Raw genomic sequence first — 15,625 nt, 5'->3', positions numbered from 1 at the left:
GGAGAAGTCGTGAAGTTTATCGGTTTCTTTAGGGAAATGCACCACGAAGGAAAAGAAGCGGAAAGGGAGTCAGTCCTTGAAGCGATCCAGATTCAAGGCGATTACAACACAGCAGACATGACCTCTTATCTAGCCTCGGGGCACCCGATTCTCGACATTATGGAAGTAACTTCCGATTTGATTGGAGGTAAATTTCAGTCACCCGGAGGGTCGTCTGTCATGACGGACGGCGAGTACGCATGGAGGGCCGATCTGGTGGAGTACGTCAAGCACTACAGAATTAACCTCCCGCAGGATTTTATCCAATGGGTGGACGAAAAATACTATAAGGTTCCCGAGGTAAGCCAACAGCGCCTCATCGACATCTCCATCTCAGTTAATCAGTTTCTAGGGTTTAAAGCCGCCCCAGGAGCTGGACCACAGAGAAAAGGAGAGGAGAATTAAAGCCCTGTGATAGGAGCTTCCATCCACACGGCTCCGCCGGGATGAGGATGTAAGAATTTCACGGCTGGTTCGGTATCGCGGAATCACCTGAGGAGTCAGGCGCAGGGGGCTTGGAACTAGGTATAGATGGACTGCAGACACGGATCTCTGATATCGACTGGACGACTGCCGAAGCCGAGTTAAAAATTTACAACGGCGAGTACTCCATCATGGTCAACGGCTTGATCAACCGCCGCCGTGATGAGGCTGCCGAACTGGAGAAGCTCTTGCGTTACATCGCGACTCGCTTCCCGGGTTCCTGGGGGCTACTCTACGAACGCTCCGCCGACATGGAGGAGCCGCCGGGGCAAAACGCCTTCCACGTCCGAGTCATGGCCAGAGGTGAAATCCAAACTCGCTTGGACCCTTTCCTCTCCCCCGCCCGGTCTGTCATCGAGGAGTGAGTGAAAAGCTGCGGCCTGCCGACCGGGCTCGGTGAGGTGGATTTCCCATGGACATCACTCTGAACAGCATCGCCCCCGGACTGGCACTGCTCGTTCAGGACGGCGCCGCCGTGGGGTGGAGCCTGACCGATCCGGCGTGCTATCTCACCACCGGGTACCGGCCCCTGACCAGTCCCCGCCCTCCCCGGACACCCGGCGGCAGTTGGCCGAGTACCTGGCTCTGTTCACCCGACCCCTGGTCGACAAGGTGATGGACGAGGAGCCGGGCGCCTGGCACCGGCTGCGTACAGCCGAGCAGGTCCTGCGCAACCAGCGGGAAGACCGACGCAGAGCCGAGATCCTGCACCGGCTCGTCATCCGCATGATCGAAGAATGCGAGTGAGTTGCTTCTTTCAGGTCAAAGACAAGGACGTTTGGAATCCAGCAAACCTTGCATCCAGGACGTTCCATGCGGAGGCCTTGGCGCTCGCGCAAATATTCGGGGTCCCTTCTGGTCTGGAACCCATCATAGATGATGAGTGTCGCGTCGAGATCCATGATTTCGCTCTCTTCATAGAAACCCTTTTGCATGAGCATCAGAGAACCAGCCACGCCGTCCTGAGGCCCCTCCTCAAAGGGTCATCGGAGTTGGGCTGGTGCTACTCAAGCGTGCCGGAGAAGGAGACGAGCCCCTCCTACAGGGTGCTGGGGATTTTTGGGAGAAAAAACGCCAAATCCTTTCCAGCGTAATTTTGCGAGGATGACAGGATCACCAAGTTGGGTAGTAGTCGGCCTTGAAGCGGCGGCGACCACGGCCGATTCCGGACCCCGGACCGAGCAAGGAGGGACGGATGGGGATCATGCTGTTTCCCGGAGATGGTGATGTGACCAGCCCGGATGTCTCCTGGTCATACAGCGGGTTCAGCACGTTCGGGCAGTGGCTGGCACAGGCTGAGGGATTCACTCTCGCCGAAATGTATGGATTCGGCGGAGATCGTCCATGGGACGGCGTTTCCACCCCGCTGGCCCGACTGCTCGACCATCCGGACGATGACGGCCCCAACCTCACGCACTCTCAATGCACTGCCATGCTGCCTCGGTTGGAAGAAATCATCAGTCAGCAGCACAATGACGGTGATCCCAAAATTCAACGACTCGTTGACGATGCTCGCCGGTTGGTCAATGCCATGAAAATCTGCGTGGACAAGGAAGTCGAACTCATCTTCAACTGAACACCGCATGCGATTTTCCGCTGGAGATGAACAGCAATTACGAGAGACCTTCACGATGCGCCACCAATTAAAAACCTAAATCCTTGCCTTCCTCCGGAGAGCACCATGCACAAGACGACATGTTCTCACTGCCGACAGGATTGGGGCTGCCTGTTCCGGCACATGGATACCGGCGAGCGGTTCCATCTGCGCCCTGAATGCGAATCCGTCTGGCTGGAGGGAAGCGATCTGCGTTTGGGCACCGAAATCCACTTGAGTGAATTCCTGTCTTTCGCTGACCCTGGTCAGGAATGGGAGATCATCGAAACCATGGATCAATAACCTCGCCTTGCCCTCAAAACTTCTCTCCTGACGCAAGGCTTCATCCAGGTCGCTGCCGACGTGTTACGGGCCTCCGTCGCGGTGTGCGCCCGCCACCAGGGGAACCGGTGCGCCTGGTGACGGGCGCGGTATAGCGACCGGAGTCGGCCAGCAGGCTCATCCGGTCGCCGGAACCCGTCCGACGTCCTGCCGGTCACCGCCGCCGTTCCCCGGCGCCGGCCGGATGCGGGCTCGTTCTCGCGCCGCGCTCGGCACCCCCGGAAGGTTTCCGGAAGTTTTTCGATCAGTAGCCAGCTCGTTGCCTTCAGATCCAGGGTTCCATCGACCTTACCTGAAGGAAGGATGCCGTCACGGCCTCTTGACCAGGCATGACCTTCTCCTGACAGATCCTCGATGGGCCTTCAACTCCCGTAAAACTTCCGGGAACTGTTGACAACCCAAGGGTGTCGGACCAACCTATCGGCATCGACAGGCCCCACCGCTGTCGAGCCGGGCCGCCCGCCGTGGCCCGGGCCTTCCGGTTGTCCGCCCCACGGCGGACGACCGTCCCCCCACCGTCGTCGATACGACGCCGGCGCGCGGTGGCCCCCCACGGCCGCCGACGGTACGCCGGGTCGTGTCGCGCTGCCCGGCCTCAGGGCCGGCCTTCGCGAGGAGGAAGCGAAGCATGGACAGGAACGACGCCCCCACCCCCAAGTCGATGAGCCGCCGCGGCTTCGTCGGCCGCGCCGGTGCACTGGCGGTCGCCACCTCCGGGCTGATGCTGCCGGGTACCGGCACCGCCCACGCCCAGACCGTCAGCTCGAACCAGACGGGCTACCACAACGGCTACTACTACTCGTTCTGGACCGACGCCCCGGGAACGGTCTCCATGACCATGGGCTCCGGCGGCAACTACAGCACCTCGTGGCGCAACACCGGCAACTTCGTCTGCGGCAAGGGCTGGGGCAACGGCAGCCGCCGGACCGTGCACTACTCGGGCAGCTTCTACCCGTCGGGCAACGGCTACCTGTGCCTGTACGGCTGGACGTCGAACCCGCTGGTGGAGTACTACATCGTCGACAACTGGGGCACCTACCGGCCCACGGGAGAGTACCGGGGCACGGTCAGCACCGACGGCGGCACGTACGACATCTACAAGACCACCCGCTACAACGCCCCCTCCGTCGAGGGCACCAGGACCTTCGACCAGTACTGGAGCGTCCGCCAGCAGAAGAAGACCGGCGGCACCATCACCACCGGCAACCACTTCGACGCCTGGTCCCGGGCCGGGATGCGGATGGGCAGCTTCAACTACTACATGATCATGGCGACCGAGGGCTACCAGAGCAGCGGCAGCTCCAACATCAACGTGAGCTGACGGCGGCGCCCCGGCCCGTCCGGGGCCCGCGCGGGACTGCACCTGTGGCGCGGTGGCCGAGGGCCGCCGCGCCACAGGCATGCTCCACGGGCGTACTCCGCGCCACGGGCGCCGGGGACGGCTACGCCAGTCCCGCCACCAGTTCGGCCAGGTCCTTGCGGCGGCCGGTGTAGAAGGGGACCTCCTCGCGGACGTGGAGGCGGGCGCGGGAGGCGCGCAGGTGGCGCATCAGGTCGACGATGCGGTGCAGCTCGTCGGCCTCGAAGGCCAGCAGCCACTCGTAGTCGCCCAGCGCGAAGGAGGCGACGGTGTTGGCCCGCACGTCCGGGTAGCCGCGCGCCATCTTCCCGTGCTCGGCCAGCATCTCGCGGCGCTCCTCGTCGGGGAGGACGTACCACTCGTAGGAGCGCACGAACGGGTAGACGCACACGTACGCGCGCGGCTCCTCGTCGGCGAGGAAGGCCGGGATGTGCGAGCGGTTGAACTCGGCGGGGCGGTGCAGCGCCATGTTGGACCACACCGGCTCCATCGCGCGGCCCAGCTTCGTGCGCCGGAAGAGGTTGTACGCCTCCTGGAGCGCGTCGGCGGTCTCCGCGTGCCACCAGATCATCACATCGGCGTCGGCGCGCAGCCCGGAGACGTCGTAGGTGCCGCGCACGGTGACGTCCTTGGCGGCGAGCTGGTCGAACAGCTCGCGGACCTCGTCGGCGTGGCCGGCGCGGTCCTCCGGCAGCGCCTCGCGCAGGCGGAAGACGGACCACAGGGTGTAGCGGATGACCTCGTTGAGGTCCTTGGCCTTCTTGCCCGCGTTGGGCGTCTTGCGGGGTTCAGCAGTCATGGGTTCATTCTCCCCCTGTCCGCGGGACGGCCGGTGGCCGGGCCCTCGATCCCGACTGGAGCACCGCCTCGGCGGCGGTGCGGGCGCCGGCGATGCACGCCGGGATGCCGACCCCGTCGTAGGCCGCGCCGCAGACGGCCAGGCCGGGCAGGGCGGCGAGGTCCCGGCGCACACGGGCGACGCGCTCCAGGTGGCCGACGGGGTACTGCGGCAGTCCGCCGTCCCAGCGGGTGACGGTGGAGGCGGCGGGGCGGGCGGTGAGCCCGATGGCGGTCTCCAGGTCCCGCAGGGACAGCTCCACCAGATCGGCGTCGTCGCGGCCGAGGACCTCCTCCTCGCCGTGGCGGCCCAGGGAGGTGCGCAGGACGAACAGGTCCGGGTCCTGGGCGGCGTTCCAGTGCCACTTGTTGGTGGAGAAGGTGGAGGCCTTGATCGCCCGGCCGTCGGTGGCGGGGACGAGGAAGCCCCGGCCCTCGGGCACGCGGGCCAGGTCTCGGCGGCGGAAGGCCATGGTGACCAGGGCCATGGAGGCGTACTCGATCCGCTCCAGCCCGGCCGCGGTGGACGGGGAGTGGCCGGCCAGCAGCCGTGCGGCGGCGGGGGCGGGTGCGGCCAGGACCACCGCGTCCGCCTCCAGCGGGCGGCCCGCGGCGATGACCCTCCAGCCGTCGCCGGTGCGGCGCAGCTCGGTCACGGGGGTGTCGGTGCGGATGTCGGCCCCCGCGGCGCGGCAGGTGTCGGCCACGGCGGCAGGCAGCCGTCCCATGCCGCCCTCGATGCCCATGAAGACGGGCCCGTCCTGCCGGCCGGCCGCGGCGCGTTCCTGGACGCCGCGCACGGCGGCCAGCAGCGAGCGCTCCTTCCGGGCCGCCTCGAACAGGGCGGGTACGGAGGCGCGCATCGAGATCCGGTAGGCGTCTCCGGCGTAGACCCCGCCCAGCAGCGGCTCCACGAGCCGGTCCACGACCTCGCGGCCGAGGCGGGCGGCGACGTACTCGCCGACGGCCACGTCCTCCCCGGTCTCGGTGCGCGGCAGTTCGGCGTCCTCGGCGGCGCGGGCCAGGCCGTCGGGCGAGACGATCCCGGCGAGGACCGCCGGGTCGGCTGGTACGCCCATGACGTGGCCGGTGGGCATCGGGCGGACCTCGCCGCGGGTCCAGATCGCCGCGGTGCCCGTGGCGGGCGGCTGGAGGGCTTCGCCGAGGCCGGCGGCGCGGGCGAGGTCGAGGCCCTCGGGGCGGCGGGCGAGCATCGACTCGGCGCCCAGGTCGACGGCGGCGTCCGCGATCCGGCCGGCGTACAGCTTGCCGCCGAGGCGGGGGGAGGACTCCAGGACGGTCACGCGCGCGCCGCCCTCCAGCAGGCGGTGGGCGGCGGCGAGCCCGGAGATGCCGCCGCCGATGACGATGACGTGCATGGCTCCACTCTCCCAGACCGCCGCCGGACCCGGCGCGCCGCCCCGGCCGGAGGGGACGCGGGACGGCACCGGGTGCGGCGGTGGGCGGCGGTGGCACGGCTGCGGCCCGGCGGTGGCTCTTCCGAGTCCCGAACGTGACCGCTTCGCTACCGGGGACCGGCAACCGGCCCGCGCGTCCGTCCGTCCAACTCCCGACATCCACCGATGCGTTGGGGGGCATTGATGTTCACACGCGGATTCACGGCCACGGCCGGCGGCGGCGCGCCCGCGCGGCGCGGGGCGCCGGCCGCGCTGCTGCTGGCCGCCGCGCTGGCGGTCACCGGCTGCGGCGCGGCGGGGGACGGCGACGGCAGCGCCGGCGCCAAGGCGGACCGGGGCGTCGCGGCGCCCGAGGCACCCCGCCAGGATGCGGGGCAGGAGGCGGGGGCCTACGAGCAGGGCGCCTCGCAGGCCGACCGCGGGAGTGCCGACGGCGAGAGGGTGGCCGACGACGCGCCCGACCCGGCCGCGACCCATGTCATCCGTACGGCGTCGCTCACCGTCACGGCCGAGGACGTGTCCGAGAAGCTGGCCCGGGCCCGCACGGTGGTGGAGACCGCGGGCGGGTACGTGGCCGACGAGGACACCGACAGCGACTCCGAGGGGCACGACCGCTCCCGTATGACGCTGCGGGTCCCGCCCGAGGAGTACCAGGGGGTGCTGGACGAGCTGGCCGGGCTCGGCAAGCAGGTCGAGCGGAAGGTGTCGACGAAGGACGTCACCGATCAGGTGGTCGACGTCGAGAGCCGGATCAGGACGCAGAAGGCCAGCGTGGAGCGGGTGCGCAAGCTGATGGAGGAGGCCGGGGCGCTGTCCGACGTGGTGACCCTGGAGTCCGAGCTGAGCAGTCGGCAGGCGGATCTGGAGGCGCTCCAGTCTCGGCTGAAGTCCCTGGAGAGCCGCACCGGGATGGCCACGATCACCCTGGTGCTGCGCGAGCCGGACGCGGAGCCGGCCGAGCCGGAGGAGGACGGCGCGCCGTCCTTCCCGGACGCCCTGGCGGGCGGGTGGCAGGCCTTCGTCTCGACGGTCCGCTGGATCACGGTCGTCCTGGGCGTGCTGCTGCCCTTCGCCGCGTCGGCGCTGCTGGTGGTGCTGGTGTGGCGGCTGGTGCGTCCCTGGCTGCCGCGCCGCCCGGAGGGGACGCTGCCGCGGCGCACCGGGCCCGCCGTGCCGCCGCCTCCGGTGACGGTCCCGGGGCCGGTGGCGGCGTCCGGTGCCGCGCAGGGCACGGCGCCGGACACGGGCGCGGCGCGGCGGGACGGTGACCGCGCGGAGGGTTCCGGGGCCGCCCCGGAGGAGGCGGGGGCTCGGAAGACCCCGGAGACCCCGGAGGCCCCGGATAAGGAGTGAGTGAACGCCGGTGGGCCGGGTCCCCCCGGAAGGGGGCCCGGCCCACCGGCCTTCCGCGCGTCCCGCCGGGACGGAGCGGTCTCAGCTCGCGGTCTGCTCGTGCACGTACTCCACCAGGCGGGTGAGCGCGTCGGGGTCGGTGTCGGGCAGCACCCCGTGGCCGAGGTTGAAGATGTGTCCCGGCAGGCCGCGGGCGGCGTCCAGCACGCGCCGCGCCTGGGTCTCGACGGCCTCTCGGGGCGCGAAGAGCACCGCCGGGTCGAGGTTGCCCTGCACGGCCTTGTCCGGGCCGATCCGGCGGGCGGCCTCGTCCAGCGGCACCCGCCAGTCCGCGCCGACGACGTCCGGGCCCGCTTCGGACATCGCGCCCAGCAGCTCTCCGGTGCCGACGCCGAAGTGGATGCGGGGGACGCCGTAGTGGGCGACGGCGTCGAAGACCTTGACGGAGGCCGGCAGCACCGAGGCGCGGTAGTCGGCGGGGGCCAGGGCCCCGGCCCAGGAGTCGAAGAGCTGGACGGCGCTCGCGCCCGCCTCGATCTGCACCCTCAGAAAGGCGGTGGTGATGTCCGCGAGCCGGTCCAGCAGGTCGGCCCACAGCTCCGGGTCGCCGTACATCATCGCCTTGGTGTGCTCGTGGTTGCGGGACGGCCCGCCCTCCACGAGGTAGCTGGCGAGGGTGAAGGGCGCGCCGGCGAAGCCGATGAGCGGGGTGGCGCCCAGTTCGGCGGTGAGCATCCGGACGGCCTCGGTGACGTACTCCACGTCGCCCGGCTCCAGCGGGCGCAGCCGCTCCAGGTCGGCGCGGGAGCGGACGGGCCGCTCGACGACGGGGCCCACCCCGGGCCTGATGTCGAGGTCGAGGCCGATGGCCTTGAGGGGCACGACGATGTCGCTGAAGTAGATGGCCGCGTCCACCCCGTGGCGGCGGACGGGCTGGAGGGTGATCTCGGTGACGAGGTCGGGGCGCATGCAGGAGTCGAGCATCCCGATGCCCTCGCGCACCTTCCGGTACTCCGGCAGGGAGCGTCCGGCCTGCCGCATGAACCACACCGGGGTGTGCGGCACGGGCTCGCGGCGGCACGCCCGCAGGAAGGCGGAGTCGGCGAGCGCGGGGTCGGCTGCCGCTGGGGCGGCGGGTCCCGCTGCGGAGGGGGGCTGGGCTGCGGTTCGGTCGTCGGCGGTCACAATCAGAAGTCTCGCACGTGTCCCTACCCGGCCGGAGCACCCGTTCCGCCTACGCTGCCGCTCATGGCAGCGGCGCGAGCACACCAGGCGGACGGTACGGCGGGTCCCGGCGGTGAGGAGGCGCCGCGGGCCTTCCGGCAGGCCGTGGCGGCGCTGGCGGGGGTGCGGCCGCGCCCGGAGGTGCGGCTCGGCCCGCTGCCGCCGCCCAGGAGGCTGGCGCCGTTCGCGCACGCGGTGGAGGCGTCGGTCGAGGCCGGGGGCGAGGAGCTGGCCGACGGGCGGTTCGTGCTGCTGCACGATCCCGCGGGGCAGGAGGCGTGGCGGGGCTCGTTCCGCGTGGTGACCCTGGCCCGTGCCCAGCTGGAGCCGGAGATGGCGGGGGATCCGCTGCTGCCGGAGGTGAGCTGGTCGTGGCTGACGGGCGCGCTGGAGGCGCGGTCGGCCGGGTACGCCGCGGAGGGCGGCACGGTGACGCGGGCGGACTCCCACTCCTTCGGGGAGCTGGCGGACCGGGCGGTGCGGTCGGAGCTGGAGATCCGCGCCTCGTGGACCCCGCGGGAGGGTCCGGGGGAGGCGGCGGCCGGACATCTGGCGGCCTGGTGCGACCTGCTGTGCCAGTGCGCGGGGCTGCCTCCGGAGGAGGGCGAGGGGGCGTCCGTCGTACCACTGCCGCAGCGCCGTGGCCCGCAGCCACTCTGATGGTTCCCCGGATCGAGTTCCTGTCCGATTTGCCGGAATTTTTCACTCACTCATTCGTGATCATTCCCTAAAGACGGACCGGCGGAGTGCCGAAGGATTCTGTGACCCCTCACGGGGCTCATCCCATCCCGACTTCCCCCATAGTCGGCTTCCGTCCGCTCTCCACTCCCCAGGAGGCCCGGTGTCCGTTCTTCTTGAGCACCCCACAAGCCTGGTCGCCTACCGCCCGAACAAGCCGACGGCCATGGTCGTCGTCGCCGACCCCCGGGTCCGTTCCACCGTCACCCGCCACCTGTGGGCGCTCGGTGTCCGGGACGTGATCGAGGCGTCTTCGGTCGCGGAGGCCCGCCCCCGCGTCGCCAACCCGCGCGACATCTGCGTAGCCGAGGTCCACCTGCCCGACGGCTCCGGCCTGACCCTGCTGTCCGAGACCCGGGCGGCGGGCTGGCCCAACGGTCTGGCACTCTCCGCCGCCGACGACATCGGCGCCGTGCGCAACGCCCTCGCGGGCGGTGTCAAGGGCTATGTCGTCACCGGCACCCGCGGCACCCCCGGCCACCCCGGGCGTCCCGGCACCGCACCCATCGGCGCCGCCGCCGCCCGTATGCACCGCCGCCCGCCGGGCGCTCCCGGCCACTCCGGTGGCTACCGCGAGCTGTCCGGCCGGGAGATCGAGGTGCTGCGGCTGGTGGCGGAGGGCCAGTCCAACAAGGCGATCGGCGTCTCCATGGGCCTGTCGGCCCTGACCGTCAAGAGCCACCTCGCCCGGATCGCCCGCAAGCTGGGCACCGGCGACCGCGCGGGCATGGTCGCGGTCGCCCTGCGCACCGGCATCATCCACTGACCCCGTTACCCGGCCTCCCACTCCCCCACCCCTGCGACCACACCCCCTCACCGCTGCGACCGCATCCGCCCGCCCGGCCGGCTCCCCGGCCGGGCGGGCGGATGTGCGGGCGGGCGGATGTACGGCGCCCCCCGTGTGACGTTCCGTCGGCGGACGACGCACATCACGTGCGCATGGATACCCTTGTCGCGTGACCGACGCCCAAGAGACCTCCATAAGCAACGCAGCTCGGCCTCCCGCACGGGAGGAAGGTCCGGCGCCGGTCCCCTTGCTGGAGCCGCGCGAGGGCATCCCGCCCGTGACCGCGGCGCCCGAGGCGCTCGCCGGGGTCGTGGACGCCTTCGCCGCGGGCCGCGGCCCCGTGGCCGTCGACGCCGAGCGGGCCTCCGGGTACCGCTACGGGCAGAGCGCCTACCTCGTCCAGCTGCGCCGCGCGGGCGCGGGGACCGCGCTGGTCGACCCGGTCGGCTGTCCTGACCTGACCGCCCTCGGCGAGGCGATCGCGGACGCCGAGTGGGTGCTGCACGCCGCCACCCAGGATCTGCCCTGCCTGCGCGAGACGGGCATGCGCCCGACCCGGCTGTTCGACACCGAGCTGGCCGGGCGGCTCGCGGGCTTCGCCCGTGTCGGCCTCGGCGCGATGGTCGAGAACGTCCTGGGCTACTCCCTGGAGAAGGGCCACTCAGCCGTGGACTGGTCCACCCGCCCGCTGCCCGAGCCCTGGCTGCGGTACGCGGCGCTGGACGTGGAACTCCTGGTCGACCTGCGCGACGCCCTGGAGGAGGAGCTGGAGCGCCAGGGCAAGCTGGAGTGGGCGCGCCAGGAGTTCGCCGCCATAGCGGCGGCACCGCCGCCCGCTCCCCGCAAGGACCCCTGGCGCCGCACCTCGGGCATGCACAAGGTGCGCAGGCGGCGGCAGATGGCGGCCGTACGGGAGCTGTGGACGGCCCGTGACCAGGTGGCGCGGCGCCGCGACGTCTCGCCGGGCAAGGTGCTCACCGACGCGGCCGTCGTGGAGGCCGCGCTGGCGATGCCCGCCACCGTGCAGGCGCTGGCCGCGCTGCCCGGCTTCGGGCAGCGGATGGGGCGCAGGCAGCTCGAGCAGTGGCTGGCCGCGGTCCAGCGCGCCCGCGTCCTGCCCGAGTCGGAACTGCCGCAGCCGGCCCTGACGCCGGCCGGGCCGCCGCCCCCGCGCGCCTGGGCCGACAAGGACCCGGCCGCCGCGGCCCGGCTGACCGCCGCGCGGGCGGCGGTGACGGCGCGCGCGGAGGAGCTGAACCTGCCCCAGGAGAACCTGCTCGCCCCCGACACGGTGCGGCGGCTGTGCTGGGAGCCCCCGGGCGAGGCCACCGAGTCCGCGGTCGCGCAGGCGCTGCGCGGCCTCGGCGCCCGGCAGTGGCAGATCGAGCAGACGGCGCCGCTGCTGACGGCCGCCCTGTCGGCCGTCCCTTCCGACGTCTGACCGGGGCCGCCCGGGACACGGCCCGGCCTCCCGGTCCCCCTCCCCCGCCGCGGGCGGGGAACCGGGCTTTCGCTCGCGCGCGGTTCCCGCATAGGGTGATCGCGCACTGACAACTCAGGGGGGATGAAAATGTCCTATCCGAACTACCCGAACCAGCCGCAGCCGCAGCCCCACAACCCGTCGAACACGCTCAGCATCGTCGGCATCGTGCTCGGCTGCGTCGCCTTCCTCTTCTGCCCGCCGGTCTTCGGCATCGCGGGCATCATCTGCGGCGCGATCGCCACCTCCAAGGGCGAGCGGCTGGGCAAGACCGCCCTCGGGGTCTCCATCGCGGGCCTGGTCGGCGGCCTGATCCTCGGCTTCGTCGTCTTCCAGGGGATGCAGGGCATCTGATGTCCCCTGGCGCTCCGCGGCCGGGGCCGGCCGCACGGCGCTTTGCGGTTTCCGGGCCCGCTCCCTCGCGGGGCGGGCCCGTGGCGTGCCGCCCGCCCGGCGGCCGGGGCACACGGGAGTGTGACGTGCGACTCCCTCGGAAGGGGGCTGTCCACCTGAGGGTTACCGGCAAGTAGCATAAGCTCCGGGAAGCGCGCCGTACGGCGTACCACCGCACCCCTGGAGGAGAGCCAACGTGCCTCGTACCGCTAGGGACGTCGTCTTCGTCGACGGCGTCCGGACCCCGTTCGGCAAGGCGGGCCCGAAGGGCATCTACCACGAGACGCGCGCCGACGACCTGGTCGTCAAGTGCATCCGTGAGCTGCTGCGCCGCAACCCGGACCTGCCCCCGGAGCGCATCGACGAGGTCGCCATCGCCGCGACGACCCAGATCGGCGACCAGGGCCTGACCCTGGGCCGCACCGCCGGCATCCTGGCCGGGCTGCCGACGACGGTGCCGGGCTACTCCATCGACCGCATGTGCGCCGGCGCCATGACCGCCGTGACGACGACCTCCGGGTCGATCGCCTTCGGCGCGTACGACGTCGTGGTCGCGGGCGGTGTCGAGCACATGGGCCGTCACCCGATGGGCGAGGGCGTGGACCCCAACCCGCGCTTCGTCTCCGAGAAGCTGGTCGACCAGTCCGCCCTGTTCATGGGCATGACGGCGGAGAACCTTCACGACCGCTACCCGCACATCACCAAGCGGCGCGCCGACGAGTACGCCGTGCGCAGCCAGGAGAAGGCCGCCAAGGCGTACGCCGACGGCAGGATCCAGGCCGATCTGGTGCCGATCTCCGTGCGCCGCTCCAACGAGGAGGCCATGGGGTCTCCCCAGCCCGGAGGGCGAGGGGAAGAGACGGGCTGGGGCCTGGCCACCGCCGACGAGCCGATGCGCCCGGGCACCACCCTGGAGCAGCTCGCGGGTCTGAAGACCCCCTTCCGTGCGCACGGCCGGGTCACCGCGGGCAACGCCGCCGGTCTCAACGACGGCGCCACCGCCTCCCTGCTGGCCGCCGAGGACGTGGCCCGGGAGCTGGGCCTGCCGGTCAAGATGCGTCTGGTCTCCTACGCCTTCGCCGGTGTGGAGCCGGAGGTCATGGGCGTCGGCCCGATCCCCTCCACCGAGAAGGCGCTGGCCAAGGCCGGTCTGTCGATCGGCGACATCGGCCTGTTCGAGATCAACGAGGCCTTCGCCGTCCAGGTGCTGGCCCTGCTGGACCACTACGGCATCGCCGACGACGACCCGCGCGTCAACCAGTACGGCGGCGCCATCGCGTTCGGCCACCCGCTGGCCTCCTCGGGTGTGCGTCTGATGACGCAGCTCGCGCGGCAGTTCGAGGAGCAGCCGCACGTCCGCTACGGCCTGACCACCATGTGCGTCGGCTTCGGCATGGGCGGCACCGTGATCTGGGAGAACCCCCACTGGGAGGGCAAGTGAGCAACACCGCCGAACTGCTGAAGGGCGCAGCCGAGCTCTTCCCCGACGAGGTCGTCACCACCGCCCACGTGCGTCACCTCGACCTCCCCCAGGGTGCGGGCCGCTTCGCGCTCATCACCCTGGACAACGGCCTGGACCACACCAAGCCCACCACGCTCGGCCCGCAGTCGCTGGTCAACCTCGACAAGGCGATCGACCAGGTCGAGGCCGAGGCCGCCAGGGGCGAGATCACCGGCGTCGGCGTGACCGGCAAGCCGTTCATCTTCGCCGTGGGCGCCGACCTCAAGGGCGTGGAGGTCGTCAGGAGCCGTGAGGACGCGCTGGCCATCGGCAAGGGCGGCCACGACGTCTTCAAGCGGCTGGCCTCCCTGGCCGTGCCGACCTTCGCCTACTACAACGGCGCCTCGATGGGCGGCGGTGTCGAGGTGGGTCTGCACTGCTCCTACCGGACCGTCTCGCGGGCCATCCCGGCCTTCTCCCTCCCCGAGGTCTTCCTCGGTCTGGTCCCCGGTTGGGGCGGCTGCACCCTGCTGCCGAACCTGATCGGCGCCGACCGCGCGGTCTCGGTGATCATCGAGAACTCGCTCAACCAGAACAAGCAGCTGAAGGGCGAGCAGGTCTTCGAGCTCGGCATCGCCGACGCGATCTTCGACGGCGCCGACTTCCTGGAGCAGTCCCTGATCTGGACCGCCTCGGTGCTCCGCGGCGAGCTCGAGGTCGAGCGCCCGGACGTCGACCGCGGCGAGGCCTGGGACCAGGCCGTGGCCCGCGGGCGCGGCATCGCCGACTCCAAGGTGCACGGTGCGGCCCCGGCCGCCTACCGCGCGCTGGACATCATCGCGGCGGCGAAGAACGGCGACCTGCGGCAGGGCTTCGACGCCGAGGACCGCGCCCTGGCCGACCTGATCATGGGCGACGAGCTGCGCAGCGGCCTGTACGCCTTCAACCTGGTCAACAAGCGCGCCAAGCGCCCCGCCGGCGCCCCGGACAAGAAGCTGGCCCGCCCGGTCACCAAGGTCGGCGTGGTCGGCGCCGGTCTGATGGCCTCGCAGCTGGCGCTGCTGTTCGCCCGCCGCCTGGAGGTGCCGGTCGTGCTGACCGACATCGACCAGGAGCGGATCGACAAGGGCGTGGGCTACGTCCACGAGGAGATCGACAAGCTCCTGCTCAAGGGGCGCGTGGGCCAGGACAAGGCCAACCGCCTCAAGGCCCTGGTCACCGGCTCGCTGGACAAGGCCGCCGCCTTCGGCGACGCGGACTTCGTCATCGAGGCCGTCTTCGAGGAGATGGGCGTCAAGCAGCAGGTGTTCGCCGAGGTCGAGGCGGTCGTGCCCGAGCACGCCGTCCTGGCCACCAACACCTCCTCGCTGTCGGTCACCGAGATGGCGAGCAAGCTGAAGCACCCCGAGCGGGTCGTGGGCTTCCACTTCTTCAACCCCGTCGCCGTGCTGCCGCTGCTGGAGATCGTCCGCGCCGAGCAGACCGACGACGCCTCGCTGGCGACGGCCTTCGCGGTCGCCAAGTCGCTGAAGAAGACGGCCGTGCTGGTCAAGGACGCCCCGGCGTTCGTCGTCAACCGCATCCTGACCCGTTTCCTGGGCGAGGTGCTGCGCTCCATCGACGAGGGCACCCCCGTCGAGGTCGCCGACCGCGCGCTGGCTCCGCTGGGCCTGCCCATGTCGCCGATCGTCCTGCTGGAGCTGGTCGGACCGGCCGTCGCCCACCACGTGGCCGGCACCCTGCACACCGCGTTCCCCGACCGCTTCGCCGTCTCGGAGAACCTGGGCCGCGTCGTCGAGGCGGGCAAGCGCGGCCTCTACGTCCACGACTCCGGCAAGCCGGAGCTGGACCCGGAGGTCGCCGCCCTGTTCGAGACCGGCGACACGGTGCTGACCGAGGAGCAGGTCCGCGAGCGCGCGCTGAACGCGATCGCCGAGGAGATCCGCCTGATGCTCGACGAGGGCGTCGTCGCCGAGGCCCACGACATCGACCTGTGCCTGATCACCGGCGCGGGCTGGCCCTTCCACCTGGGCGGCATCACGCCGTACCTGGACCGCGAGGGCGTCTCCGAGCGCGTGGCCGGCAAGCGGTTCCTGGAGCCGGGCGTGGCCTCCGTCCCGAACTGACGCACCGGGC

The 15,625-nt window shown here is 70.9% G+C and carries 16 protein-coding genes and 1 pseudogene; 14 read left to right on the top strand and 3 right to left on the bottom strand.

The window, feature by feature from the left end:
- The first annotated feature begins 9 nt into the window (after positions 1–9).
- From ACW69E_RS14095 to ACW69E_RS14065, 7 genes and pseudogenes are all read left to right on the top strand, one after another.
- Positions 10–444 carry a hypothetical protein gene (locus ACW69E_RS14095; RefSeq protein ID WP_457498564.1) on the top strand — a complete coding sequence of 145 codons (435 nt, stop codon included), beginning with the start codon at positions 10–12 and terminating at the stop codon, positions 442–444.
- A 65-nt stretch (positions 445–509) separates the two neighbouring features.
- Positions 510–887: pseudogene (locus ACW69E_RS14090) on the top strand (Imm7 family immunity protein); the annotation flags it as partial.
- A 136-nt stretch (positions 888–1,023) separates the two neighbouring features.
- A complete protein-coding gene (locus ACW69E_RS14085) occupies positions 1,024–1,269 on the top strand; it encodes a hypothetical protein (protein WP_457498563.1) in 246 nt (81 codons plus the stop codon).
- Complete coding sequence (locus tag ACW69E_RS14080; RefSeq protein ID WP_457498562.1) at positions 1,260–1,616, top strand: DUF6086 family protein; 357 nt, start codon at positions 1,260–1,262, stop codon at positions 1,614–1,616. The genes ACW69E_RS14085 and ACW69E_RS14080 overlap by 10 nt, the downstream gene beginning before the upstream one ends.
- A 101-nt stretch (positions 1,617–1,717) precedes the next feature.
- Positions 1,718–2,098 carry a hypothetical protein gene (locus ACW69E_RS14075; protein WP_457498561.1) on the top strand — a complete coding sequence of 127 codons (381 nt, stop codon included), beginning with the start codon at positions 1,718–1,720 and terminating at the stop codon, positions 2,096–2,098.
- A gap of 105 nt (positions 2,099–2,203) precedes the next feature.
- Positions 2,204–2,419 (top strand): hypothetical protein, encoded by a 216-nt coding sequence (locus ACW69E_RS14070; protein WP_457498560.1) that lies wholly within the window; start codon positions 2,204–2,206, stop codon positions 2,417–2,419.
- Between the two features lie 667 nt (positions 2,420–3,086).
- On the top strand, positions 3,087–3,779 hold the full coding sequence (locus ACW69E_RS14065; protein WP_457498559.1) for a glycoside hydrolase family 11 protein: 693 nt from the start codon (positions 3,087–3,089) through the stop codon (positions 3,777–3,779).
- A 121-nt stretch (positions 3,780–3,900) separates the two neighbouring features.
- Here ACW69E_RS14065 and hemQ read toward each other — a convergent pair whose 3' ends face one another.
- Both hemQ and hemG read right to left on the bottom strand, forming a co-directional pair.
- Entirely contained in the window at positions 3,901–4,617 is a 717-nt protein-coding gene (gene hemQ / locus ACW69E_RS14060; RefSeq protein WP_457498558.1) for a hydrogen peroxide-dependent heme synthase, read from the bottom strand.
- 4 nt (positions 4,618–4,621) lie between these two features.
- Complete coding sequence (hemG, locus tag ACW69E_RS14055; RefSeq protein ID WP_457498557.1) at positions 4,622–6,034, bottom strand: protoporphyrinogen oxidase; 1,413 nt, start codon at positions 6,032–6,034, stop codon at positions 4,622–4,624.
- Positions 6,035–6,256: 222 nt separating this feature from the next.
- Between hemG and ACW69E_RS14050 the strand changes: the two genes are divergently transcribed.
- Entirely contained in the window at positions 6,257–7,426 is a 1,170-nt protein-coding gene (locus ACW69E_RS14050; protein ID WP_457498556.1) for a DUF4349 domain-containing protein, read from the top strand.
- An 81-nt stretch (positions 7,427–7,507) separates the two neighbouring features.
- Here the strand turns inward: ACW69E_RS14050 and hemE are convergent, their stop codons facing one another.
- The gene (gene hemE / locus ACW69E_RS14045) at positions 7,508–8,515 is read right to left on the bottom strand and encodes a uroporphyrinogen decarboxylase (RefSeq protein ID WP_457498630.1); all 1,008 of its coding nucleotides are present in this window, start codon (positions 8,513–8,515) and stop codon (positions 7,508–7,510) included.
- A gap of 159 nt (positions 8,516–8,674) precedes the next feature.
- Here hemE and ACW69E_RS14040 point away from each other — a divergent pair, with 159 nt between their 5' ends.
- From ACW69E_RS14040 to ACW69E_RS14015, 6 genes are all read left to right on the top strand, one after another.
- Entirely contained in the window at positions 8,675–9,310 is a 636-nt protein-coding gene (locus tag ACW69E_RS14040; protein ID WP_457498555.1) for a DUF3000 domain-containing protein, read from the top strand.
- A 181-nt stretch (positions 9,311–9,491) separates the two neighbouring features.
- The gene (locus ACW69E_RS14035; protein ID WP_206349989.1) at positions 9,492–10,154 is read left to right on the top strand and encodes a helix-turn-helix transcriptional regulator; all 663 of its coding nucleotides are present in this window, start codon (positions 9,492–9,494) and stop codon (positions 10,152–10,154) included.
- 190 nt (positions 10,155–10,344) lie between these two features.
- Positions 10,345–11,616 (top strand): HRDC domain-containing protein, encoded by a 1,272-nt coding sequence (locus ACW69E_RS14030; RefSeq protein ID WP_457498554.1) that lies wholly within the window; start codon positions 10,345–10,347, stop codon positions 11,614–11,616.
- A 129-nt stretch (positions 11,617–11,745) separates the two neighbouring features.
- Positions 11,746–12,009, top strand: coding sequence for a hypothetical protein (locus ACW69E_RS14025; protein WP_457498553.1), 264 nt, complete (start codon positions 11,746–11,748; stop codon positions 12,007–12,009).
- A gap of 235 nt (positions 12,010–12,244) precedes the next feature.
- Positions 12,245–13,489, top strand: a complete 1,245-nt coding sequence (locus ACW69E_RS14020; RefSeq protein WP_457498552.1) for a thiolase family protein — start codon at positions 12,245–12,247, stop codon at positions 13,487–13,489.
- A complete protein-coding gene (locus tag ACW69E_RS14015) occupies positions 13,486–15,615 on the top strand; it encodes a 3-hydroxyacyl-CoA dehydrogenase NAD-binding domain-containing protein (protein ID WP_457498551.1) in 2,130 nt (709 codons plus the stop codon). Before ACW69E_RS14020 ends, ACW69E_RS14015 begins: the two co-directional genes overlap by 4 nt.
- Positions 15,616–15,625 lie beyond the last annotated feature (10 nt).

Source organism: Streptomyces sp. SS8 (assembly GCF_054072955.1).
This window is presented reverse-complemented; position numbering and strand designations above follow the sequence as displayed.

Excerpts from the sequence above, each read along its gene's own strand:
- hemG (WP_457498557.1), bottom strand. The coding sequence starts at position 6,034 with ATGCACGTCATCGTCATCGGCGGCGGCATCTCCGGGCTCGCCGCCGCC.
- ACW69E_RS14080 (WP_457498562.1), top strand. The coding sequence starts at position 1,260 with ATGCGAGTGAGTTGCTTCTTTCAGGTCAAAGACAAGGACGTTTGGAAT.
- ACW69E_RS14040 (WP_457498555.1), top strand. The coding sequence starts at position 8,675 with ATGGCAGCGGCGCGAGCACACCAGGCGGACGGTACGGCGGGTCCCGGC.
- ACW69E_RS14025 (WP_457498553.1), top strand. The coding sequence starts at position 11,746 with ATGTCCTATCCGAACTACCCGAACCAGCCGCAGCCGCAGCCCCACAAC.
- ACW69E_RS14050 (WP_457498556.1), top strand. The coding sequence starts at position 6,257 with ATGTTCACACGCGGATTCACGGCCACGGCCGGCGGCGGCGCGCCCGCG.
- ACW69E_RS14065 (WP_457498559.1), top strand. The coding sequence starts at position 3,087 with ATGGACAGGAACGACGCCCCCACCCCCAAGTCGATGAGCCGCCGCGGC.
- ACW69E_RS14075 (WP_457498561.1), top strand. The coding sequence starts at position 1,718 with ATGGGGATCATGCTGTTTCCCGGAGATGGTGATGTGACCAGCCCGGAT.
- hemQ (WP_457498558.1), bottom strand. The coding sequence starts at position 4,617 with ATGACTGCTGAACCCCGCAAGACGCCCAACGCGGGCAAGAAGGCCAAG.
- ACW69E_RS14070 (WP_457498560.1), top strand. The coding sequence starts at position 2,204 with ATGCACAAGACGACATGTTCTCACTGCCGACAGGATTGGGGCTGCCTG.